We start from the raw sequence: 20,464 nt of genomic DNA, 5'->3' as shown, positions 1-20,464 counted from the left end.
TGTCATCCTCCTTCATTACCGTTGCTGTATGTAAAAATTGAAACTGCTATTATTCCATATGTCTCGCTTTTGGTTTTCATAAAGTTGCCGGCCGCATCCGGCAGCACTATATCTGAAGCATGCTCACAAACAATGACTCCCTCTTCTTTCAGGAGGGAATGCCTGCCGATCAGCTCCATCAGCTTCATCAGCTGCTGTTTTTTATACGGAGGGTCCAGAAAGATATAGTCAAAAGAAATTTCCCTTTTAACAATTGCTTTTAACGCCCTTTCAGAATCATTCCGGTAAACCTCCGCCTTTTCCTCAAGGCCGCAGGCTGCCAGGTTTTCATGGACCGTCTTGATTGCCTTTCCTTCCCTGTCGACAAAAATCATGCTTTCCATGCCCCGGCTTAATGCTTCGATTCCAAGGCCTCCGCTGCCGGCAAAAAGATCGAGGCCGGTACCGCCCTCAAAATATGGCCCAATCATGTTAAAGATAGCTTCCTTTACCTTATCGGTAGTTGGCCTTGTTGTATTTCCCGGCACAGCTTTTAAAGATATGCCTTTGCATTCGCCTGACACCACTCTCATATTCCATCACCACAATTATTTGACATTTTCCCTTATTTTCTTATTTATCCTAACATAATTCGCCCCATGCCGCCAACAGGCTAATTGAAAGCGGATTCATCAGAAATGCGGAAGCGCCTTGCTCACCCCCGACAAGCATAAGACGAGCCACCCGAAAAGGCGTTCTTTGCCTTTTTGGGTGGATTGGCTTATGACTCGAGGGGGTAGGCGCAGCTGCTGGACAGTAACCGAAGTATAAAAATTATCCCTTACTTCTTAGCAGAAAGGCGGAAGCACCTTGCCCACATAGGGAACGCAGACTAAGAACGCCACGTCCTGTGGAAACGTCAGCATGACCCGACCACATAGTTGGGGCAGCACGATTTCAATTGAGTGATTCTGCCGACTGGACTATTAAAATTTCCTTAACTGAAAAAATGTCCCAAAAGGTGTATAACCGTGTTTTTTATGGAAATAATGATAGTAACAACATCTATTCGAGGGTGTTGTTGCCAACCGCGGAGAAGACTTACGTTTCCCCATAAGTTCTTCCTCCGGTTTCTCCTCTCCCTTTGCCTTCTGTCCCTATGGGATTTAGAAGGGCCCTGCAGGAATGCAGGGTTTTTTCTTTTTTTTGCCAAGAAAACGCTGTGCGCAAGATTTAACAACAACGAAAAAGCTGGCATCACCAGCTTTTCTCATTTGCCTTTTTCGATTGATATCCGGTTTTCTTCTTCGGCTACTTTTATTTTAAATAGCGCTTCCAGCCAGTGCCTGTCCATATAAAGCTCAGAGCCTACTGTTACCAGCGGATTCTCCAGGAGCCCGTAATCTTCTTCATTGTAAATGAAGATATTTTTGTCAAGATAGAAACGGTAGCTGTTATTGCCCGCCCCCTGAAGAAGGATTTCCTTGCCGGAAACCTTTTCCGCTTTGAATCCCAGCTGCCCGGCAGTTTTGATAAATGGAAAATACGTTTTTCCTTCCAGGCCGATTGCCCTCAATCCTGACTCTGTCCCGTTAACATCTATTTTCCGCTCATCAGCAAAATAGAAAGGAATATAAGGGGCTGTCTCATCTTTGTTCAATGAAAAATAGCTTGTTTCCTTTCCAAGCTCACTTTCCAGGAAGCGATCCAGCTTTGCTGCATTCAATGAATCTGAGTTTTTAATGAATGAGAAGAAGTTTTCCATGCCTTCTTCTCCAAGGATTTCCTTCAGCCCTGCCAGAATACTTTTGGCTTTTCCAGAGCCTGGCTCCTGAGAGAGGGCAGCCGAAGCGGCGATTTCCAGCAGCCAGGTTTCATCAGCAGGTGTCCCGCTGAATTTCCCTTTTAGGGCATTGTACAGAACTTTCACCATCAGTTCATTTTGATCAGCACCAGGATTGATAATCATCAGCCCTCTTCCAGAAGACTCCCTATAGGAACTTGTCTGTATCAAAGTAATAAACGGCAGATCTGCAATTTTTTCCGCCTTTTCCGTATCTGCCACAAGTCCGTTTTCTTTTTCTGCAGATAAAAACATAACAGTATCGGCGGCCTTTAGTGTGTTCAGCTTTTCAGCCTGCCAGAAAACCGCCGGTGCGTCCCCATCATGTTCAAATACATAATAATCAATAAGTTCGCCCTGCTTGTACCCTTCCGGACGGCCGCCGGCAGCCCAGGTTCCCGACCTTCTGGAAGAGGAATCTACAATGACGGTGAGTGTATCATCTATTTCGACATCAGGAATCATGGTCGTCCAATCAGTCAGCAGGAATGAAGCGGGAGAAGCCTCCACAGGGATTATATACTCGAACGTGAGGCTGCCGTCATCAGTCATGAATGTAGACGGATCCTCATCAGAAGAGCTGCACCCCTTCCCTTCTAAGCCCAAACATTCCCATCTGAACTGCTTTTCAGCCTTGGCAGTCCTGTATTCTTTGCCTTGTGACAGGCCTTTTATAGTTTGAGTAACAAATAATTGATCTTGTTTTGTTTCTATTGTCAGCTCCTGCTGGGCTGTTTCCTTCACTTCAGAAGGCTCTGATTGTTTGGAATAGGCATTCCACTGCCAGAACAGCATTGCGCCGATTACAGTCCCTAAAACCAAAAAGCTGAGAAACAATCCTTTCCACATGCCGATTCCCCTTCGAAAAATAATTCTTTATTCATACAATAGCAAATGAATCTCAGCAGGACTATCCTTTTTTTTACGATTTTATGAAACTTTTATCCTGATTCTGATTTTAAAGCATTCCAATCTTTCATTGGATTCATTTAAACCAGGGTGCCTGTTTTAAGACTAGAGTGCGGGCTTCTCAAACACTCTTCTTAGTGATAAAGTAATCAGGAGATTCATTAATCCATACATATGAACCAGGAGGAATCATTGTGATCCAGCGTTTTATTGAATTAGGAGAAGGCTATTCCGATATATATGAATTACTTGAAATTGTCCGCTCTAACAAGCATCGGCTGCAGCATCTGATTGCATTCCACTCTTCATTTGAAGGAAAAGAAATGACATCAGTCGCCGCAGTGCTCAAGCCTGCCGAAACCGGTAAATTCCAGCCGCTGTATATTTGCCGGGAAGGCGTCCCCCATCCTGATGCAGCTCCCAACGCCAGGTTTCAATTATTTAAGGATCTGGCTGATGAATGCGGAAAGGAAATGATCCGGCTGGAAGTAAAGCCTTCGGCGCTCTTTGCAGAAAAAGAATTATTCTATCAGTATCTCATCGGCATTCTCAGGCTGAACCATTATATCCTTCCGCTGCACTAAGAAAAGCGGAAAAGCCTTGCACTTTAAGGAACGCAGGCTAAAAGCGCCACGTCCTGTGGCAACGCCTGCATGACCCACATCCGGTGGGCCTCAAGCATAAGCCAATCAGGACGGAAGGTTGTTCTTTAACCTTTTGACCTGATTGGCTTATGACTCGAGGGGCTCGGCTTTGGAGCTGGACAATAGAAAAGCGGAAAAGCCTTGCTGGGGCAGGGACTTCCATTAATCAAACTTATTTAATCCAGAAAAAAGGTGGGGATTTCTCCCCACCTTTTTAGATACCCATTTTATAATCGTATTCCTTCGCTTTATCCGGCTTCGAATTTTCAAATTCTGTTTTAAGGAACGGTTTATAGGAAGGCTCGGCCTTTTTTACAAACGAATAGGATGAGATCTTTTGGATCAACGCCTCTGTATCCTCTAAATCGCAATAAATGACCGCATACTTCAGCTTTTTGGAAACATAATGGACATTTCCGAACCGTCTCAGCATTTTTGCCTGCTTAAGAGAATAAAGCCATACAATAATCCCCTGTCGCTGACCTAGCATATAATTTTCCCCTTCGATTTGGCAGTTTTTTATAGTCTAGCAAACAAAGAAGCATATATCAAGAAAAGCTTGCAGACTTAAGGAGTGTCCATGGGATGCAAAAAGGCCGGGAGCATGAAGCTCCCGGTCCAGGTCAATCTATGCGGAACAGCTGCAGCTTCCGCCAGATCCGCAGCCGCCTCCGCAGCTGGAGTCAAAGAACGGATTGCCGGTCGGCACCTTTACACTTTCTGAGACAGACTTTCCAATGATCATACTGACTTCGTCAAGCAGGCTTTGCAGGTCTGTTTCCGCCTTTTTGAATTCAGCCAGCTGGATATCCATATCCATCTCCCTTTTCACTTCCCTGATGCTCAGCATTACTGTTTTATAATCAGGATGGTATCTTCCGAAGCGCTGCACTTCCTCGTACTGCTCCTTCATTTTTACAAATGCCTTAATCTTCCTTTGTGTCTCCCTGCTGTTCTTTACTTTATATAAACAAGCGCGGTACTGCTCCGCCGCTTCTGATGTAAGAATCATGGCCGATAATTGGTCAGCTCTCTCAAGCAAATCGATTCTTTCGGTTGTTGCAAGCATGAAAAGCCCACCTCCGATTCATATTCTATCATGAATATGCCAAATTGCGAAGTATGTGCCTAGGGAATTCTTACAGTAAATTCCTTTTCCGCCCCGGCGGTCCCGCTTTTTGAAACTATTTTTAATTTAATTTTATGAGGCCCGCTTTCGAGCCCTTTGACCGAAAAGGAGGCAGCATGAACTTCGCGTACTTTCTTACCGTCCGCATAAAGTAGAATTTTCCCCTGCTGTTCCCCGGCACTTTCCCGGAAGGAAATCCCGGTAACGATACAGTCTATGTATAGGTCCCTGCCCTGAACCGTATGTTTGACAAAAAGAGGGATCTCCTCTTCCTCCAGTCCGGCAGCTGATATATTTCTTGCTCTGATATCACCAACTTCAAAAGCACTTGCTTCCGGCTCCGGCAAATCCTTGCTGCATCCTGCAGCCAGCACTGCTCCCACTATGATCATGGTAAGTAATCTTTTCACTTTCAGTTCCTCCTTTGCCCTGCAGGCTATTACTAGTCTTTCTTGGAAAGAGGAGGTTTATGAAAGAAATTTACAAAGAAGTGAGTCACTCTTCCCCATAAAGAAAAGCTTTCCTCCCGGGAGAAAAGCTTTTTATGAGGATTGTGAGTTCATTGCCTGAAACATACTCATCATCATGGAAGCCATCTGGACGCCGTTGGTGAATTTCTCAACATGATGGGGAATTGTCCTTTTATAATAGTGAAGTGCGGCGACCTCCAGTGCTTTTATTTCCTGGGGATTCCTTGATAAAGTGCGATACCATTGGGGCTGCTCTCTCAAAAATTGCTTCAGTTCCTTTTTTTGTTCTAAATAGTCAAGTACATCTCTTCTCATTTCATACCTCCCTTAAATCAATCTTTGCGGAATGAAAAGGGATTAGGCGGCTTTGGCTGGGCAGTGCTTTGTGAACCTGGAGCCTGGCTCCCTGTCTGGAATTGGGAGATTACCCCTTGAACCGCAGACAGTGCCTGGCTTAGATTATTTATATATCCTTGCACCTGGTTGGGATCCATTTTTTTGACAGTGCCCATCACGCTGGACATCCAGTCGCTCTTTTTCTCTTCTTCCTTTACAGCTCCCCCGGGTGCCGCTTCCCCCCATCTGGTGTCTTCCTCTCCGAGAAGGTACCAATCTTCATATAAATCCTGCCACGTTGACTTTCCATCTCTTACTTCTTTTATAATATGCGGCCTGGATTTAACGAATTCCTTGAATTCTGCTACGGAAGGATGAATCTTCTTAACAGCCATCATTCAATCACCTCATCTGATGCATTCGCCTACGATACCATATGAAAAAGCTTAAGGAAATGTGAATGCTGCTTTCACAGATGCAAAAAATCCCATAGAAATGATAAGATATGAAGCATAAAGCATGTGAAAGGTGAATGTTATGGATGAGCAGCTAAGGGATTTATTTGAAGCCTGCCTGGAAAAGGCTTCTGAGGAAGACAGGCAGGTATTGCACACACTTCTTTCAGGTGTGAAAAAGAAGCAGGACAATGTGAACAGCTCTTATATAGGCGGCATCCTGCATATGGACAGAACCATTGCAGCGCAGGAATGCAGGGTAACACTGCCAGTGTCTCCCCTCCTGCACAATACGCTCGGCATCGTGCATGGCGGGATTACGGCCACTGCCGTTGATTCAGCGATGGGCACCCTCGCCAACTCCCTTCTGCCTGAGGGCTGCGGGGCAGTCACAACACAGCTGAATATCCATTACCTGGCCGTCGGCAAAGGCGAGAACATTGTATGTACGGCTGCCCTCAGCCATAAGGGGACAAAAACGATGGTTCTTTCCGCTGATGTATACAGGTCTGACGGACGGAAGATCGCGCAGGCTACTGGCAGCTTTTTTGTTATCGAAAAGAAATAAGCCGGACTATTTTTCAGGAGGACTTTATGGTCACTGCCATTGTCATCCCAATCATATGCTTATATTTCTTCTGGGTCACGAAGAAGGAAAGACGGAAATCCGAGGAAGAATGGAAAAGCATCGGCACGGTCTCCGAAGAAGCTGTGATTGAAGGGAAAATCACGAGGATTCACATTGAAAAACAGCGCTATTATCATCATATGCATATATGGGTGCTTGAAATGCGCATCCAGGCTGCAGGGCAGACAATCGTGGCCAGGAAGCTCCAGGCAGCAAATCAAGACTTCAGTAATCCAGGCTGGGAAGAGGGCGATGATATCGTCCTTTTTGGAAAATGGCAGAAGGATATTTTCATTGTGAATCGCTCATTGCTCCAGGATCTGTAAAGCGGAGATTTGACCGAGTTGACAGAATAGAAGACTAGAAAAGGCTCCCGGCAATGCCGGAAGCCTTTCTGACTATATTCATTCCTGCCATTTCTGAATAAAATTCTGTGTAAAATGCCTGTCGTACACCCCGACCCCAAGGTGGGTGAAATCCGGGTTGAGCAGGCTCTCCCGGTGGCCTTTGCTGTTCAGCCAGCCTTCCACTACCGCCGGGGCATCCACATAATGAGCAGCGATATTCTCGCCCGCCATCTGATAAAAAACCTCCCCAGCTTCAAGCCTGTCCGACAGTTCACCGTATTTTTCCGAGGTATGGGAAAACTGTTTGCTTTCATACATATCCCTGCTATGCTCATAAGCTACTTTCGCTGTGGCATCGTCCCATTCGAGTCTATTCAGTTCATGTCTTGATCTGATAAAATTGCTGATATCAAATATCTGCTTTTCATTGCCTTCTTCAATCAGCCTTTTTTCTTCCTGCTCCGGAGGCTGCGCTTCTATCAGGTCCCCCCTGTACACCAGTTCATACGGCCGAAGCTGTACGAGTGTAGGGGCATCCATATACCTGATGCTCGACAGCTTGCCTGTGAAACGGTCGATATACAGCTGTGCATAAATAGTGCCTGCCTTGATGAGCGGCCTTGTATTAAGATCATCCTCTGACAGTTCAAACCTGTAAGAGCTGCCTTTATATTGAAAATTAATATTAGTGTCAATAAATACTGATGAATATATTTCACTGACCGGCTGTCCAATCTTAAACGGTTTCACGTCAGCCTCAGGACCTGTGGCAAATAGCGTGACAACCTTTCCGTCCGATACACCCGCCTGGACATACTGGCTCGTGCCCTTCTTATAAATCCACCATTCATAACCATATTCTGATGGGTCTTTGCGTTCCGGGTCGCCAAGCAAAGCCTGCAGATCAGAAACACTTTTTCCTATCAGCGATGACAGGCCCTCCCCCGGCAGCTTTAAGGAAGATTCATCTATCATATTTTGGCCGCTGAGAGACGCGTCTTCCTGAGGTTTCGTTTCCTCGTCACTGATCAGGAGCTCGTCTTTAGGATCTGATGATATATTAAAATAAAAACTAATAACCAGAAAAATGGATACAATAATTAAAATACGGATTAATTTTAGCAGACTCCAGCCCCCTCCCTGCCGTCTTTTCTATCATTTCTATCATTATATGCCGCAGTATATAGATTATTATATCATTTTCAACTTTCTTTTTAATAGAATAGAATGATAAAAGAATGAATTTGCAGGTTTGTTATTGAAAACCAAAAAGACTGCCTAAGCAGTCTGAAAGTGGATAATTATTGAGTTAAGCGCGAGCAGCAATTAAATTTTGAACCCCCTGATGATTGTAGAGGAAGACACGTAGACTCCTGCGGGAAAGTAGCGGAAATGTTGAGACCCCGCAGCGCGTTAGCGCGAGGAGGCTCAACTCCGCCCCGCGGAAAGCGAAGTGTCTGGAGCGGAAATTATCAGCCCCATTAACAAAATAAAACTAATCTTAAAAATCAATCGTAATAGATTAGATATCTGACCTGCTGCTCGGTTCTAATCCAATAGTTTATTGAGTTGCTTCATTTTCGTGTTCGGAGATATCTGTGAGGGCTTTTCCGGCCTGGGCGTTGGTGCGGCTGCTGACGGCAAGGTCTCCGAGGGAAATGATGCCTGCCAGTTTGCCGTTTTCCACGACCGGAAGCCTCCTGATCTGATGCTCAGCCATAATCCTTGATGCGTCGCTGATATTGGTGTCAGGTGAGACCGTAACAAGATCACTGCTCATGATATCCTCCACCTTCGTGGATCCAGGGTGCTTCTCTGCAACCCCTCTTATCACGATGTCCCGGTCAGTTATCATCCCTACAAGCCTGTCAGCATCCACAATCGGGATGGCGCCTACATCCTGCTCTTTCATTTTCACTGCTACCTCAAACACATTGTCCAGCAGAGTGCAGCAATCCACATCCCTAGTCATTATGTCGCCGATTTTTTTCATTATGGGCCCTCCTTGTTTGGTTACTGCCTGCCGCTTCTTCAGAGGCAGGCTTATTCGTTACAAGATAGTTTTTCCAGGCAGTGGATAAATATGTACAGCAGCGGCAAAATAAGAATATCCGGCATAATCCCGCCTAAAATGTGACTGTTTTAAGTTTTCTTCATCTATTCGTTGCAACTTTGACATTTTTCTACTATTATTAAATTTGAGATAAAAGGGTCCCGATATCATTGCTAATAGTCCCGGGATGCCTTTTTTGAAAGGCTTTGGCCGCTGGTTGCCTTTACTTACAGAATTGCTGTCCAAAAAGGACGGCATTGTTTTTCAGGAGGGACAAAGATGAAGTTCGAAAATACTGGTTTAGAAGAACTGAAAGCTGATCTTACACGTCTGGATGAAGTGATGCTGGAACATGGATTGGTCCGTGAAGGCCAATGGGATTATGAAAGAGTTACATACGACCGCAAATTTGAATTAAAAGAAGGCGTTTTCTATCTGCGTGTCTTCGGCTACGCAGCAGAAGGGGATATTGGCTCCCATAAAGCTGTTATCCAGCTTATGACTCCTTTATTAGGAAAGCATTATTATCCTCATGGAATTGAGTATGGAGAAGGGGAAAGCTTCCCTAAGACACTGGTCAGCCAATGCGAGAAAAGCCTTGCAGACATCCAGTCCAAAGTAAAAGGGTTTGCACTGTAGGCTGCAAGAACCTCAATACAATGGAAGCACTGTTAAAGACGCATGAAACCCATGCGTCTTTTTTCCAGATAAAAAGCGGACTTAATTAGTTGTAGGCCATCAGTTCCGCGTAATATAATTATAAAATATATCTCAGTTTTAAGAATCAATATCTAAAAACAACCTTCAGTGATTTGGAAAGGAGTTTCACCTTGTCCGGTTTTTTTACAAAACGTTTTTTTATCTGGCTTATTGCGCTCATTTTAATAGGCACACTTTTCTATTTCATCCTCCCTGTTTCCGTCCCGCTGATCGTTGCGTTCATTACAGCACTGATGCTGGAACCGGTTGTAAAGCTTTTGCAGGGAAAATTTAAAATCAAACGAAGAATTTCTGTCATGATTGTCTTCATTGCTTTCGTGCTGTTCATCGGACTGTCCGGATACTTTATTACAACAAAGGTTGTAACGGAAGTCATTAAGCTTGTTGAAAATGCACCGGAATATGTGAATGAAATAAATAACGCATGGCTTGATGCAGAGAAGGAGTTTACCCGTGCAGCTGAGGATCTTCCGAAAGATGTAGTGGATGAGATCAGCAACCAGGTGCAGTCATTCCTGAATAAAACAAAAAATGAACTTGTTGCCTATGTGAGCATCGATAATGTGAAAACATTGCTGACCAATATTCCGAATTATCTTGTCAGCTTCCTTGTTTATTTAATAGCATTATTCCTGTTCCTGATCGATCTTCCGAGGCTGCGCCGCGGTGCCTACAACCACTTGACCGAAAAGACAGCAGACAAGGTCTCTTTCATGACGTCACGCCTCTCTTATGTCGTATTGGGCTTTTTCAAGGCACAGTTCCTCGTAAGCCTGATTATCTTTTTTGTGAGCCTTGTCGGACTTCTTATCATCGCGCCGGATATTGCACTCGTGATGGCGCTCGTCCTTTGGCTTATTGATTTCATTCCGATCATCGGTTCCATTGTCATACTCGGGCCCTGGGCGCTGTTTCATTTATTGACAGGTGATGTTGTACTGGGAACGAAGCTTGCCATCCTTGCAGCCGTCCTGCTCATCATCAGGAGAACCGTAGAGCCAAAAGTGATGGGGACCCATATCGGCCTTTCCCCTCTTTCAACTTTGATAGCCATGTATCTCGGGCTCAAGCTCCTCGGCATCCTTGGATTCATCATCGGCCCGCTCGTCTTGATTGCTTTTAATTCTGCAAAAGAAGCAGGGCTCATCAAGATGGACTTCAAAGTTTGAGCAAGTTAAAAAAACAAGCAGGAATCTTATGGTTTATAAGACCCTGCTTGTTTTTTTTATTTTATGTTTCTATATTAGGCGCCGGAGAATAACCCTCCACCATCCTGCAGATTCACACTATCAAATATTGTTAAAAGAAATCGCAGAAAAACGCTTGTTGATGTGGAACCATTCTTTCAAACATCTCAGCATCTTCTGCCGTTCCTGTGATTTCCCCTAGTTCATACAGCTCGATAGGACGCTTGTATCCGGTGATAACAGCGGTCAGTGCATTGATGCTCAATTGCAGCCCCCTTTTCGGCGGATGAGTGCAGCTCCCCCCCTCTTTTGGCGGAAAGTATTGTACACTGCTGCCGGACACCTGATAGGTCCCTGTATTCCACGGAGCTAAATCATCTATAATATGCAAAAACAATGTCTGATCCGGGTAACTAGTAAAATGATAGGCCGCCAATGCCGACGGAAGATCTACAATCCTTGCCATAAAATACGGAGTGATTTCCATATGCTGCTTAGGCTGTTTAAGATAATACGGGAAAGGATCGTGGACCGATGTAAGCACCTTTACTTTATCAACCATAGAATCATGCTGGCAGATAAAGTTCCACAGTCCGGTCCTTGCTTCAGCGGTTAACGCAACTAATTCTTCTATGTCCATGATGCTGTTCTCTATCTTGTAAAGAATATAACCCTCCGGACTTCCTCCATCTTTATGCCATGCCGCTACTTGGCAGTCAGAATACACAGACTCGAGCCACCAGTTCCTGTCCCTGACAAGCATGCCGGAATATCTGCTGCTGAAACGATTGTATATCTCTTCTGCTGCATCATTATGGTTATCTTTATTAAACCTCGTGATTCTTCCGGACAGCTGACCGATCATATGTAGATCTATCTTATTGATTTCTACCTTTTTTTGGTCGGAGACCAGTTCCCATCCATACTTTCGGTAAAAATGAATATTAAAAGGGTGGAGAAAGGATATTAACTGTCCATTTTCCTTCATTGACGACAGAGCCTGGCGCATAAGTCCTGAAACACAGCCTCTCCTTCTATACTCAGGAAAGGTGGCCACTCCTGCTATTCCGCCCATTTTCCATTCCTTATCCTGGATTTTGACTTTTAAATCCAGTAAATGAAGCTTGGCTGCCAGCTTTCCATCTTCATAGGCTCCATATATCTCATGCTTTTTCATTGTTTCTTTTCTTTTGGGATAATCACTTTCCGGTACATGGTACTGAAAAGCATAACTGGAAAGCCTTATGGCTTCTTCAAACGAATCTTCTTGCATCAATTTTATTTCCACTGTCATAGCCTCCATTCTCCTTTTATCAATTCTATAAAGTGCCCTTCATTTCCTTCATTCTAGAAAACAGAAGTCAGAAAAAGGGAAGCCTTCTTCCGGGCCTCCCTTTTTACATGATCACGCTTTGTTAAGTATATATCAGAATCCTAAAATGGCTTTGATGACTGATGTAGTTTCCCCGCCATGATAGAACACATACAGCAGCAGATAGACAGCAACACCTGTTATCGCTGTAAAAAACCAGATGATGCTTGTAATCGGACCAAGCTTGCGGTGCTTTTCCAATTTATTCGTATAGCCGGTCAGCAGTGTTACAATGCCAAACACAGCCCCTGTGGTAGCTAAAGTAATATGGAAAATCAAAAATAAAGTGTAATAAATTTTTATATCATCCGGTCCTCCAAAGGCAGTATTGCCGATAAAAACCGTCCTGCTCGCATAAATTACAAAGAAAATGATAGCAAATACTGCCGCAAGCAGCATTGTCTTTTTATGCGCTTCTATTTTCCGCTGGCGAATCTGATACCAGCCGATCGCTACTGTAACAGCGCTCAATACAATGAACGTGGTGCTGATTGTAGGCAAAACAGGCAATGAATAGTTCATAATAACTTCCTCTCTGGACTCATGTATTACAAAATTAATTCTATTAAAACAGCGGTGATTTTTCAATAAACAATCCGCTACTTTCAGCAATGTTCCTTAATTGTTCATATATCCGGACATCATTTAATAGAAAAAATCTCCCGGCATGGGAGATTTTTTCCTACTCGGCAATCTGCGGATCAAGTGATCTGGAAGCGTTAAGTTCTGCTTCAGTTTCCTGCTGTTCCTTCTTATACCATTGGAAGAATACCTGTGCAAGGACAACCCCGTATACAACTTCCTGGAAAACCTTCATAAGAACGCCGCCAAGCTGCTGATCATTGAGGGCAGACATGCTGTTGAACATTTCCGGGCCGCTTAAATTCAGCGAAGCCAGCGTGGCTGACGGAACACAGAGATGCATGGCATCAGCCCAGGCGCGCGGATCCGAGAAAGTAGCATAAATAGGTGTATCTGCGAAGATAATCAGCGCACAAGCGGGTGTAAGAAGAATGCCATCGGCAAAAATATAGCCGACCTTCTTCAGCCCATTCAAGGATTCATATTCTTCAAGTTTATTCACAAGCGGCCACCACATCAGGCCGGCAAGGATAAACAGCAGAATAGAATAGCCGCCATGAAGCCACATATTCGTCTTGACTGCGTCAAAGATCAAAGGAATATGGTAAATGGAGAAAACGCCATTGAACAAAATAAGTGCTATCAGGGGCTTTGTTAAGAACCTGAAGACTTTTTGGACGCTTGCCGGTGCCAGTATCTTTCGCCAAAGCCAATCAGGGGTCCCTGTAATTAAAAGCGGAGGTACAATCAGATATAAAATCGACATCTGAATCATATGCGCGTAGAAAGTGATATGGCTCATCAAATCTACCGGTGAGCCTTTAACTGCATATACAAGAATGATTGCTGCAGTAAAAAGAATCGCCTGTTTTGCTGAAAGCGGGCTGCTCCCGCTGAATCGCTGCCGGTATTTCACTGTCAGCAGGAAATAAGCTGCAAGAATTGCCAGCATGACTATAAAGAAATAAGGACTCCAAAGTGCTCTGAAACCGAATATGTCTAGTGTAAGCATCGCTTGCCACCTCTTAAAGTTTATTGTCCCTTGCACTGTAAAATGCACGTACAACGCCATTATACCCTTGCTGGAGATGAAACTCAATAATACTCAGCTTTCTCCAGTCAAGCCGTGCAGAAAGTTCATTAAATCTCCTTATTCATACAAAAAAAAGAAAATCGGCTAAAAGCCGATTTCTTTTTTACCACCAGATAATAGTCATGAAAGCCAATACTGTGATTGCACCCACGAGCAAGCCGGAATACAGGAACAGTGCAGGAGCTTCATGGCCTTTATGGCTCATATGCATGAAATAATAAAGCTGGAAGATTACTTGCACAACGGCAAGTATCAGGATGAACGGCACGATGAACCATGCCGAAAATTCCTCATAGCCGACAGCTACAAATGCTACAAGCGTAAGGAAGATCATCAGGGCAAAAGTGATGACCTGCATTCTCATTTCCTCTGCACTTTTCTTGCGACGGTATTCAATGTCTACTCTTGGGTTACCTGAGTTCGGTTGTTGATTCGCCATCAGTTTATCCCACCATTCCCATTAAGTATACTACTGTAAAGATAAATACCCAAACAACGTCAATAAAATGCCAGTATAAGCTTGCAACATAGAATTTTGGAGCGTTGTAGAGGCTCAATCCCCGTCTTGAGTTGCGGATCAGCAGTGTTGTGATCCACAGGAGACCGAATGCAACGTGGCCTCCGTGGAAGCCTACCAATGTATAGAAAGCTGAACCGAATGCACTGCTAGTGAATGTATGGTGGTATTCATGCACATAGTGATTGAACTCGTAAATTTCCAGTCCAAGGAACGCAGCCCCTAGAGCAACGGTGATCCACATCCAGAGCTGCATCTTCTTAAAGTTGAAGTTCTTCATATGGTACATTGCATAAACGCTCGTCAATGAGCTCGTCAATAGAAGCATTGTAGCTGCAAAAACGAGCGGCAATTCAAACAGGTCCTTAGCCAGGGCATGTTCTGTTCCCGGAACCTTATCTTTTAAGGCTAGATAGGTTGCGAAGAGAGAGGCGAAAAGCACCGTCTCTCCGCCAAGGAAGAACCAGAAGCCGAGAAATTTATTCTTTGCTTCAAGGGTTTGTTTCTCAGGCGATGCAGGCCATGTTTCTACAGTCATTTTTTCTTCTGTATGCATTATGCCTTTACCCCCTTGTCATCATCTTCTTTGAGCAAATCTTCTTTATGGATATGGAATCCGTGGTCATCCTTCACAGATCTTATGAACATGGAGCCCAATGTAATGGCCATGCCGAGGATCAGGACCGGAATGCCCCAGTTGTTGCCTTCGTCGCCATGGTACATTGCACCAAAGGCCGCTACGAATAATCCAAAAGAAATCATGAACGGAATGAAAGAGGAATTAGGCATATGGATATCGCCAATCGGCTCTGCAGGCGTCAAAGCGTTCTTGCCTTCCATCTTTTCAAGCCAGTATGCATCCAAACCGCGGACAAGCGGCGTCTGCTTAAAGTTGTAGAATGGCGGCGGTGAAGGGATCGCCCACTCAAGTGTACGTCCATCTCCCCAAGGATCATTCCCGACTTTAACATTTTTAACACTTGTCATGATGATATTAATAAGCAAAATCAGCACGGCAACTGCCATGAAGAATGCGCCGATTGTACTGATCATATTTCCTGTTTCAAGCCCCTGTCCAGGCAGGAATGTGAATACGCGGCGAGGCATACCCATCAAGCCCAGGAAGTGCTGGATAAAGAATGTCAGATGGAAACCGATCAGGAACAGCCAGAAAGTGATTTTTCCAAGCTTCTCGCTCAGCATGGTTCCAAACATTTTCGGCCAGTAGAAATGAAGGCCTGCCAATAATCCAAGAACAACACCGCCAACGATTACATAGTGGAAGTGGGCTACAACAAAGTAGCTGTCATGGAACTGATAATCGGCTGGAGCAGCTGCGTTCATTACCCCTGTTACCCCGCCGGCAACAAAGGATGGAATGAAGGCTACTGCATAAAGCATCGGTGTTGTAAATTTGATGCTTCCCCCCCACATTGTAAAGAGCCAGTTGAAAATCTTTATTCCTGTAGGAACGGCAATGGCCATTGTCGCTACAGCAAAGATAGCGTTGGCAATCGGCCCAAGCCCTGTTGTAAACATATGGTGGGCCCATACCATAAAGCCAAGGAAACCAATCAATACAGTTGCAAATACCATGGACGAATATCCGAACAGCCTTTTTCTTGAGAAAGTAGCAAAGATCTCAGAGAAAATCCCGAAAGCAGGCAAAATCAGTATATATACTTCAGGGTGTCCGAAAATCCAGAATAAATGCTCCCAGATAACTGTGTTACCGCCGTTGGCAACATCAAAGAAATTAGAGCCGAACATGCGGTCAAAGATCATTAAGAACAGACCTACAGTCAGGGCAGGGAACGCAAATAGAATAAGTGCAGATACTACAAATGTAGACCAAGTGAACAATGGCATACGCATATATGTCATGCCAGGGGCACGCATATTGACAATCGTTACAAGGAAGTTGATACCCCCGATAAGGGTACCTGCACCGGAAATCTGCAGCCCGAGTGCATAGAAGTCGATCCCATGGCCTTCAGATGCCATCGATAAGGATGCGTAAGACGTCCATCCTGCATCAGGAGCTCCGTCTAAAAACCATGATAGGTTCAGGAAGATCCCTCCAAAGAAGAACAGCCAGAAACCCAGTGAGTTAAGAAACGGGAACGCAACGTCGCGCGCACCGATCTGCAAAGGTACGACTGCGTTCATAAAAGCAAAGATCAATGGCATTGCTGCCAGGAATATCATGGTTGTACCGTGCATTGTCAATATCTCATTGTACAAGCCGGCACTTAAGAAATCATTGTTTGGAACTGCCAGCTGAATGCGGATGAACATGGCTTCAAGTCCACCCACTATAAAGAAGAAACCGCCGGCAATTAGATAAAGGATCGCGATCTTCTTATGGTCCACTGTTGTAAGGTAGTCCCATAAAGTGGCTCCGAATCCTTTCTTCTGAGCATAGGTACTCACAAGTTTTACCTCCCTTTCTAACTCATTACTCCTGAACTTTAAGGCCCATCAGGTATTCTGTCAGAGCGTTAAGCTGCTCATCTGATAGCTGGCCATATGTACCAGTCATTTTGTTGCCTGGCTTATAAGCTTCAGGATCCTTCAGCCAGTTTTTTAATTCTTCTTCATTGTGGTCAAGGATACCGGCAATGCGGTCACGCTCGCCAAAGTTGGCAAGGTTTGGAGCCTGTCTCGCCTGCTCCGGCCTTCCATCCTGCGGAGTTACAGCGTGGCAGCCGATACAGCTGTTGTTAAAGAGATCCTGACCCTGCTGGGCAACTTCTGACTGCGGCTGAGGTTCTTTAGCATTTTGCATATTCTCAACCCACTGATCAAACTCGTCGCCGGATAGGGCTTTTACTTTGAAATCCATAAGGGCATGTGAAGGTCCGCAAAGCTCCGCACATTTTCCATAAAAAAGATCTCCTGCTACTTCTGAGCTCTCTTTATCGAATTTCAGATAAAACTTATTGACATTGTCAGTATTGGTATCCATCTTGCCCCCTACTGCCGGGACCCAGAATGAATGCTTAACATCAGATGCCTTCAGATTAAAGTAAACCTTTTCACCAGTAGGAACGACAAGCTCCTGCCCAGTGATGATCTCCTGGTTCGGATACTCAAATTCCCACCAGTAAAGATTTGCACGGACATTGACAACCAGTGCATCCGTTTTTCCTTCTTCGTTCTTTTTCTCCATTGGAGAAACATCAGCAAGCTTGAAGGTCTGTGCTACTGTAGGAACGGTTAGAACAAGAAGCAGAAGAATAGGAATAACAGTCCAGATAATTTCTAATTTGTGACTTCCTTCAACCTGTTTTGGAATTCTTTCGTCTTTGCGGCGAAACTTAAAAATAACAACCAGGAAAAGCACCGTGACAACGACAATTACTCCCACCATAATCGCCGTACTCAGCAGCATTAAGTCATATTGCGTTTTCGCAACTTCACCGGAAGGCTGAAGCGTGGACAAAAACGGTTCGCCGCACCCGGAAAGAATGAGCGTCAAAATCGCAAACAATGATGCAAGACGCCATTTTGCAAGCCTTTTCATGCTTAATCAAACCCCTCTTTCGTAAAAAATTTCTTTTGTTGTTTGATCAAAAAAAATATGGATAAATTCCCTCCCCCGCCAGTGCGCGGAAGGGAATCTCCTAACGAAGGTTAAATAAGTGTAACGATCACCATAGCCACAAACATAATGGTCAGATATTGAAGCGAGTAAATGAACATTGCTTTAGCCCACTTGATATCATCTTTGAATTTGTTGGCATAAATCCCAAGGACTATCCAGCCGACATTCAATGCCGAAGCAAGGATCAGGAATGGAAGGCCGAGAGATGTTAGCATCAGCGGCAGCGGCAGAAGCACCGCAAGCCATGCAAAAATGTGTTTTTTCGTAGTGCGGAATCCTTTAACAACCGGGAGCATCGGTATGCCTGCTGCCCTGTACTCCTCTGCACGCCTCATGGCAAGTGCGTAGAAATGCGGCGGCTGCCAGGCAAACATCACAAGAAACAGCGCCCATGCCAGCATGTCAAGGTTTCCATCGACAGCTGCCCAGCCGATCAGCGGCGGCACTGCCCCGGAAATGCTTCCGACGATTGTGTTGGAAACATACTTCCGCTTAGTCCACATTGTATAGAGGACCACATAGCTAAAGACGCCTATCAATCCAATTACAGCCGCTGCGGGTGATGCAAGAAGCAGCAGCAGGGTGCCCAATGCGATGGTGGATATGCTCAGCAGCGCCACCCTCCCCGGACTGACCTTTCCTGTAACTGTAGGCCTGTCTTTTGTCCTTTCCATCAAATGGTCAATATCGCGGTCATAGTAATTGTTGTATGCACATGAGCCCGCGATGATCAATGAAGATCCAACCAGTGTATAAAAAACAATATCAAGATTGTTGAAAAAATGCTGATCTGTAAAATGAAGGGCCAGCCACAAACCAGTGAAGGTAGTGATCATGTTTGAATTGATTATACCCACCTTGATGAGCGCCAGGAAATCCTTCCATGCAGTTGTCTCCGGTATATTGGCTTGAAGGCTTCGTTCACTGTTCTCTAAAGCAGCTTCACTGAAAGCCCTTGTGTTTGACATAACTTCTCCTCCTTTAACCCTTATCACAAATAAAGCTTTTCTACACTACAACTACTATAAGTAATACGATGCTATATTTGCAACAGAAAACGAGGGAATGCTAATGGAAATAGCAGTTATTACTATTCAAATGTCATGAAAAATGTCAAAAGTTTGTGTAGAAAAATAACTATGCCTCTGTATATTAAATCATACTTTGGCTTTTTTTTGTGAATTTTTTTCGAATTAATTATGACTAATTTGTGTCGAGGAGATGACAAACATTGTAACGGGTTACTTTTTTAGCATAATATATAATTGAAGCAATAAGGGGATATCCCTTCAGTATAACTGACTTAAATGAATAATAGATTATAGCCGGAATATGCTGCCGGGGAGTTGTAAAATCCTCTATAATTGTGTAGTATCGAACAGTCAGCGTTTTCCTGATACCTGCCGCGCTGGCTCGCCCACCTGAACTATTATACCCTATTATTATACAGATTAAGTCTATTATGGCAATTTATGAAATTAATTAAAAAGAAGGTGACATGATTGCAGCGTTTGCTTAAATGGTTTGCAGTGCTGACAACGATCGGAATGCTTATGGTGCTCCTGGGAGGGGCTCTTGTGACAAAAACAGAATCAGGGATGGGGTGCGGAAGGTCCTGGCCGCTCTGCCACGGACAATTAATTCCGAGCAATATAACACCGGAACTGATCATTGAACTGGCGCACCGGGTGGTATCCGGCGGCGTCGGCATACTGGTCCTTGTACTATCGGTCTGGTCCTGGAAAGCACTGGGCCATGTTAGGGAAACAAAATTCCTGGCCCTTGTCTCTTTCTTCTTTCTCGTCCTGCAGGGACTTATCGGCGCAGCTGCGGTTAAATGGGGCCAATCAGATTTTGTACTGGCCCTTCATTTCGGGATTTCCCTGATTTCTTTTGCTTCAGTACTGCTCCTCACACTTCTAATCTTTGAGGTGGACAAAAAATTCCAGGCGGAAAAGCTTGTCCTGGATAAACGGATGCAAAAGCATATTATCGGCATTAGTGTCTATTCATATGCAGTCGTGTACAGCGGGGCGCTTGTCCGGCATACAAATGCCAGCCTTGTTTGCCGTGACTGGCCTTTCTGCCTGAATGACAGCATCATGCTGCCTGGGAATATGTATGAATGGATCCAAATGGGCCACAGGGCCGCTGCCGGAATCATTTTTCTTTGGGTAGGCTATATCACCATATTGGCCATAAGGCATTACCGCCACCAGAAGGTCGTGTTCTGGGGATGGATTATATCCTTTATCCTTGTGTCCCTTCAGGTTGCTTTTGGAGCGATGGTTGTTATTTCCCGCCTAAACTTGTTCATTGCACTTGGACACGCTTTCTTCATCTCTTGCCTGTTCGGTGTTTTCAGCTATTTTATCCTTCTTACTGCAAGGAGCAAGAAAAACGCCGCAGCACTTGCAAGCGTGCCGCCTGCACCTGAAAACGAAAGCAATGGCGCACACCGGTCTGTTCCTGTTCAATAAGAAACGCCGAAATGCTCAAAAAAAATAGCTTGATTGCAGTATTCATAAAAAGAGGATGGGCAGCTCACTGGCTGCCCATCCTCTTTTACTATGTTTTTTCTTTCTGCCCTGAT

Annotated in this window: 23 protein-coding genes; 6 read left to right on the top strand and 17 right to left on the bottom strand. The window is 44.6% G+C overall.

Features of this window, described 5'->3' with window-relative positions; genetic code table 11:
- Positions 1-2: 2 nt before the first annotated feature.
- Together rsmD and AC4E8B_RS09145 are read right to left on the bottom strand one after the other, a co-directional pair.
- The gene (gene rsmD, locus AC4E8B_RS09150) at positions 3-572 is read right to left on the bottom strand and encodes a 16S rRNA (guanine(966)-N(2))-methyltransferase RsmD (protein ID WP_490218376.1); all 570 of its coding nucleotides are present in this window, start codon (positions 570-572) and stop codon (positions 3-5) included.
- A 677-nt stretch (positions 573-1,249) separates the two neighbouring features.
- Positions 1,250-2,671, bottom strand: coding sequence for a hypothetical protein (locus AC4E8B_RS09145; RefSeq protein WP_490218375.1), 1,422 nt, complete (start codon positions 2,669-2,671; stop codon positions 1,250-1,252).
- Between the two features lie 254 nt (positions 2,672-2,925).
- Between AC4E8B_RS09145 and AC4E8B_RS09140 the strand changes: the two genes are divergently transcribed.
- Positions 2,926-3,315, top strand: a complete 390-nt coding sequence (locus tag AC4E8B_RS09140; RefSeq protein ID WP_490218373.1) for a DUF7147 family protein — start codon at positions 2,926-2,928, stop codon at positions 3,313-3,315.
- Between the two features lie 274 nt (positions 3,316-3,589).
- Here AC4E8B_RS09140 and AC4E8B_RS09135 read toward each other — a convergent pair whose 3' ends face one another.
- The 5 genes from AC4E8B_RS09135 to AC4E8B_RS09115 all read right to left on the bottom strand — a co-directional run bounded on the left by AC4E8B_RS09135 (position 3,590) and on the right by AC4E8B_RS09115 (position 5,705).
- Positions 3,590-3,865: a YlbG family protein gene (locus AC4E8B_RS09135; protein WP_490218371.1), complete on the bottom strand. Its 276-nt coding sequence runs from the start codon at positions 3,863-3,865 to the stop codon at positions 3,590-3,592.
- 138 nt (positions 3,866-4,003) lie between these two features.
- Positions 4,004-4,444: a YlbF/YmcA family competence regulator gene (locus tag AC4E8B_RS09130; protein ID WP_490218369.1), complete on the bottom strand. Its 441-nt coding sequence runs from the start codon at positions 4,442-4,444 to the stop codon at positions 4,004-4,006.
- A 59-nt stretch (positions 4,445-4,503) separates the two neighbouring features.
- Positions 4,504-4,914 carry a hypothetical protein gene (locus AC4E8B_RS09125; RefSeq protein WP_490218368.1) on the bottom strand — a complete coding sequence of 137 codons (411 nt, stop codon included), beginning with the start codon at positions 4,912-4,914 and terminating at the stop codon, positions 4,504-4,506.
- 132 nt (positions 4,915-5,046) lie between these two features.
- Entirely contained in the window at positions 5,047-5,289 is a 243-nt protein-coding gene (locus AC4E8B_RS09120) for a YlbE-like family protein (RefSeq protein WP_490218366.1), read from the bottom strand.
- Between the two features lie 17 nt (positions 5,290-5,306).
- Positions 5,307-5,705 (bottom strand): YlbD family protein, encoded by a 399-nt coding sequence (locus tag AC4E8B_RS09115; protein ID WP_490219587.1) that lies wholly within the window; start codon positions 5,703-5,705, stop codon positions 5,307-5,309.
- A gap of 142 nt (positions 5,706-5,847) precedes the next feature.
- Here AC4E8B_RS09115 and AC4E8B_RS09110 point away from each other — a divergent pair, with 142 nt between their 5' ends.
- Both AC4E8B_RS09110 and AC4E8B_RS09105 read left to right on the top strand, forming a co-directional pair.
- The gene (locus tag AC4E8B_RS09110) at positions 5,848-6,333 is read left to right on the top strand and encodes a PaaI family thioesterase (protein WP_490218364.1); all 486 of its coding nucleotides are present in this window, start codon (positions 5,848-5,850) and stop codon (positions 6,331-6,333) included.
- 26 nt (positions 6,334-6,359) lie between these two features.
- Positions 6,360-6,719 carry a hypothetical protein gene (locus AC4E8B_RS09105; RefSeq protein WP_490218363.1) on the top strand — a complete coding sequence of 120 codons (360 nt, stop codon included), beginning with the start codon at positions 6,360-6,362 and terminating at the stop codon, positions 6,717-6,719.
- A gap of 78 nt (positions 6,720-6,797) precedes the next feature.
- On the opposite strand, the gene AC4E8B_RS09100 is transcribed toward AC4E8B_RS09105, so the two are convergent.
- Positions 6,798-7,715, bottom strand: coding sequence for a CAP domain-containing protein (locus tag AC4E8B_RS09100; protein WP_490218361.1), 918 nt, complete (start codon positions 7,713-7,715; stop codon positions 6,798-6,800).
- 586 nt (positions 7,716-8,301) lie between these two features.
- Positions 8,302-8,733, bottom strand: a complete 432-nt coding sequence (locus AC4E8B_RS09095; RefSeq protein ID WP_490218359.1) for a CBS domain-containing protein — start codon at positions 8,731-8,733, stop codon at positions 8,302-8,304.
- 339 nt (positions 8,734-9,072) lie between these two features.
- Between AC4E8B_RS09095 and AC4E8B_RS09090 the strand changes: the two genes are divergently transcribed.
- Entirely contained in the window at positions 9,073-9,432 is a 360-nt protein-coding gene (locus AC4E8B_RS09090; RefSeq protein ID WP_490218357.1) for a YugN family protein, read from the top strand.
- A 191-nt stretch (positions 9,433-9,623) separates the two neighbouring features.
- Positions 9,624-10,682, top strand: coding sequence for a sporulation integral membrane protein YtvI (gene ytvI, locus AC4E8B_RS09085; RefSeq protein ID WP_490218356.1), 1,059 nt, complete (start codon positions 9,624-9,626; stop codon positions 10,680-10,682).
- A gap of 130 nt (positions 10,683-10,812) precedes the next feature.
- On the opposite strand, the gene AC4E8B_RS09080 is transcribed toward ytvI, so the two are convergent.
- The 8 genes from AC4E8B_RS09080 to cyoE form a co-directional block, all read right to left on the bottom strand.
- Entirely contained in the window at positions 10,813-11,994 is a 1,182-nt protein-coding gene (locus AC4E8B_RS09080) for a GNAT family N-acetyltransferase (RefSeq protein ID WP_490218354.1), read from the bottom strand.
- 132 nt (positions 11,995-12,126) lie between these two features.
- Complete coding sequence (locus AC4E8B_RS09075; protein WP_490218352.1) at positions 12,127-12,594, bottom strand: DUF420 domain-containing protein; 468 nt, start codon at positions 12,592-12,594, stop codon at positions 12,127-12,129.
- 160 nt (positions 12,595-12,754) lie between these two features.
- The gene (ctaG, locus tag AC4E8B_RS09070) at positions 12,755-13,666 is read right to left on the bottom strand and encodes a cytochrome c oxidase assembly factor CtaG (RefSeq protein WP_490218350.1); all 912 of its coding nucleotides are present in this window, start codon (positions 13,664-13,666) and stop codon (positions 12,755-12,757) included.
- Positions 13,667-13,850: 184 nt separating this feature from the next.
- Entirely contained in the window at positions 13,851-14,186 is a 336-nt protein-coding gene (ctaF, locus tag AC4E8B_RS09065; protein ID WP_035401058.1) for a cytochrome c oxidase subunit IVB, read from the bottom strand.
- Between the two features lie 4 nt (positions 14,187-14,190).
- Positions 14,191-14,820, bottom strand: a complete 630-nt coding sequence (locus AC4E8B_RS09060) for a cytochrome (ubi)quinol oxidase subunit III (protein ID WP_009791129.1) — start codon at positions 14,818-14,820, stop codon at positions 14,191-14,193.
- Positions 14,820-16,697: a cytochrome c oxidase subunit I gene (ctaD, locus tag AC4E8B_RS09055; RefSeq protein WP_490218347.1), complete on the bottom strand. Its 1,878-nt coding sequence runs from the start codon at positions 16,695-16,697 to the stop codon at positions 14,820-14,822. The genes AC4E8B_RS09060 and ctaD overlap by 1 nt, the downstream gene beginning before the upstream one ends.
- A gap of 25 nt (positions 16,698-16,722) precedes the next feature.
- Positions 16,723-17,790: a cytochrome c oxidase subunit II gene (gene coxB, locus AC4E8B_RS09050; protein ID WP_490218346.1), complete on the bottom strand. Its 1,068-nt coding sequence runs from the start codon at positions 17,788-17,790 to the stop codon at positions 16,723-16,725.
- Positions 17,791-17,900: 110 nt separating this feature from the next.
- Positions 17,901-18,839 carry a heme o synthase gene (gene cyoE / locus AC4E8B_RS09045; protein ID WP_490218344.1) on the bottom strand — a complete coding sequence of 313 codons (939 nt, stop codon included), beginning with the start codon at positions 18,837-18,839 and terminating at the stop codon, positions 17,901-17,903.
- Between the two features lie 534 nt (positions 18,840-19,373).
- Between cyoE and AC4E8B_RS09040 the strand changes: the two genes are divergently transcribed.
- Entirely contained in the window at positions 19,374-20,351 is a 978-nt protein-coding gene (locus AC4E8B_RS09040) for a COX15/CtaA family protein (protein ID WP_490218342.1), read from the top strand.
- Positions 20,352-20,464 lie beyond the last annotated feature (113 nt).

This window comes from Bacillus sp. SRL543, from assembly GCF_984799205.1.
This window is presented reverse-complemented; position numbering and strand designations above follow the sequence as displayed.

Coding starts and splice junctions, on each gene's coding strand:
- AC4E8B_RS09120 (WP_490218366.1), bottom strand. CDS start 5,289: ATGAGAAGAGATGTACTTGACTATTTAGAACAAAAAAAGGAACTGAAG.
- coxB (WP_490218346.1), bottom strand. CDS start 17,790: ATGAAAAGGCTTGCAAAATGGCGTCTTGCATCATTGTTTGCGATTTTG.
- AC4E8B_RS09115 (WP_490219587.1), bottom strand. CDS start 5,705: ATGGCTGTTAAGAAGATTCATCCTTCCGTAGCAGAATTCAAGGAATTC.
- AC4E8B_RS09105 (WP_490218363.1), top strand. CDS start 6,360: ATGGTCACTGCCATTGTCATCCCAATCATATGCTTATATTTCTTCTGG.
- AC4E8B_RS09080 (WP_490218354.1), bottom strand. CDS start 11,994: ATGACAGTGGAAATAAAATTGATGCAAGAAGATTCGTTTGAAGAAGCC.
- AC4E8B_RS09095 (WP_490218359.1), bottom strand. CDS start 8,733: ATGAAAAAAATCGGCGACATAATGACTAGGGATGTGGATTGCTGCACT.
- AC4E8B_RS09075 (WP_490218352.1), bottom strand. CDS start 12,594: ATGAACTATTCATTGCCTGTTTTGCCTACAATCAGCACCACGTTCATT.
- ctaF (WP_035401058.1), bottom strand. CDS start 14,186: ATGGCGAATCAACAACCGAACTCAGGTAACCCAAGAGTAGACATTGAA.
- AC4E8B_RS09135 (WP_490218371.1), bottom strand. CDS start 3,865: ATGCTAGGTCAGCGACAGGGGATTATTGTATGGCTTTATTCTCTTAAG.
- AC4E8B_RS09130 (WP_490218369.1), bottom strand. CDS start 4,444: ATGCTTGCAACAACCGAAAGAATCGATTTGCTTGAGAGAGCTGACCAA.
- cyoE (WP_490218344.1), bottom strand. CDS start 18,839: ATGTCAAACACAAGGGCTTTCAGTGAAGCTGCTTTAGAGAACAGTGAA.
- AC4E8B_RS09090 (WP_490218357.1), top strand. CDS start 9,073: ATGAAGTTCGAAAATACTGGTTTAGAAGAACTGAAAGCTGATCTTACA.
- AC4E8B_RS09060 (WP_009791129.1), bottom strand. CDS start 14,820: ATGCATACAGAAGAAAAAATGACTGTAGAAACATGGCCTGCATCGCCT.
- ctaG (WP_490218350.1), bottom strand. CDS start 13,666: ATGCTTACACTAGACATATTCGGTTTCAGAGCACTTTGGAGTCCTTAT.
- AC4E8B_RS09100 (WP_490218361.1), bottom strand. CDS start 7,715: ATGATAGATGAATCTTCCTTAAAGCTGCCGGGGGAGGGCCTGTCATCG.
- AC4E8B_RS09110 (WP_490218364.1), top strand. CDS start 5,848: ATGGATGAGCAGCTAAGGGATTTATTTGAAGCCTGCCTGGAAAAGGCT.
- AC4E8B_RS09145 (WP_490218375.1), bottom strand. CDS start 2,671: ATGTGGAAAGGATTGTTTCTCAGCTTTTTGGTTTTAGGGACTGTAATC.
- rsmD (WP_490218376.1), bottom strand. CDS start 572: ATGAGAGTGGTGTCAGGCGAATGCAAAGGCATATCTTTAAAAGCTGTG.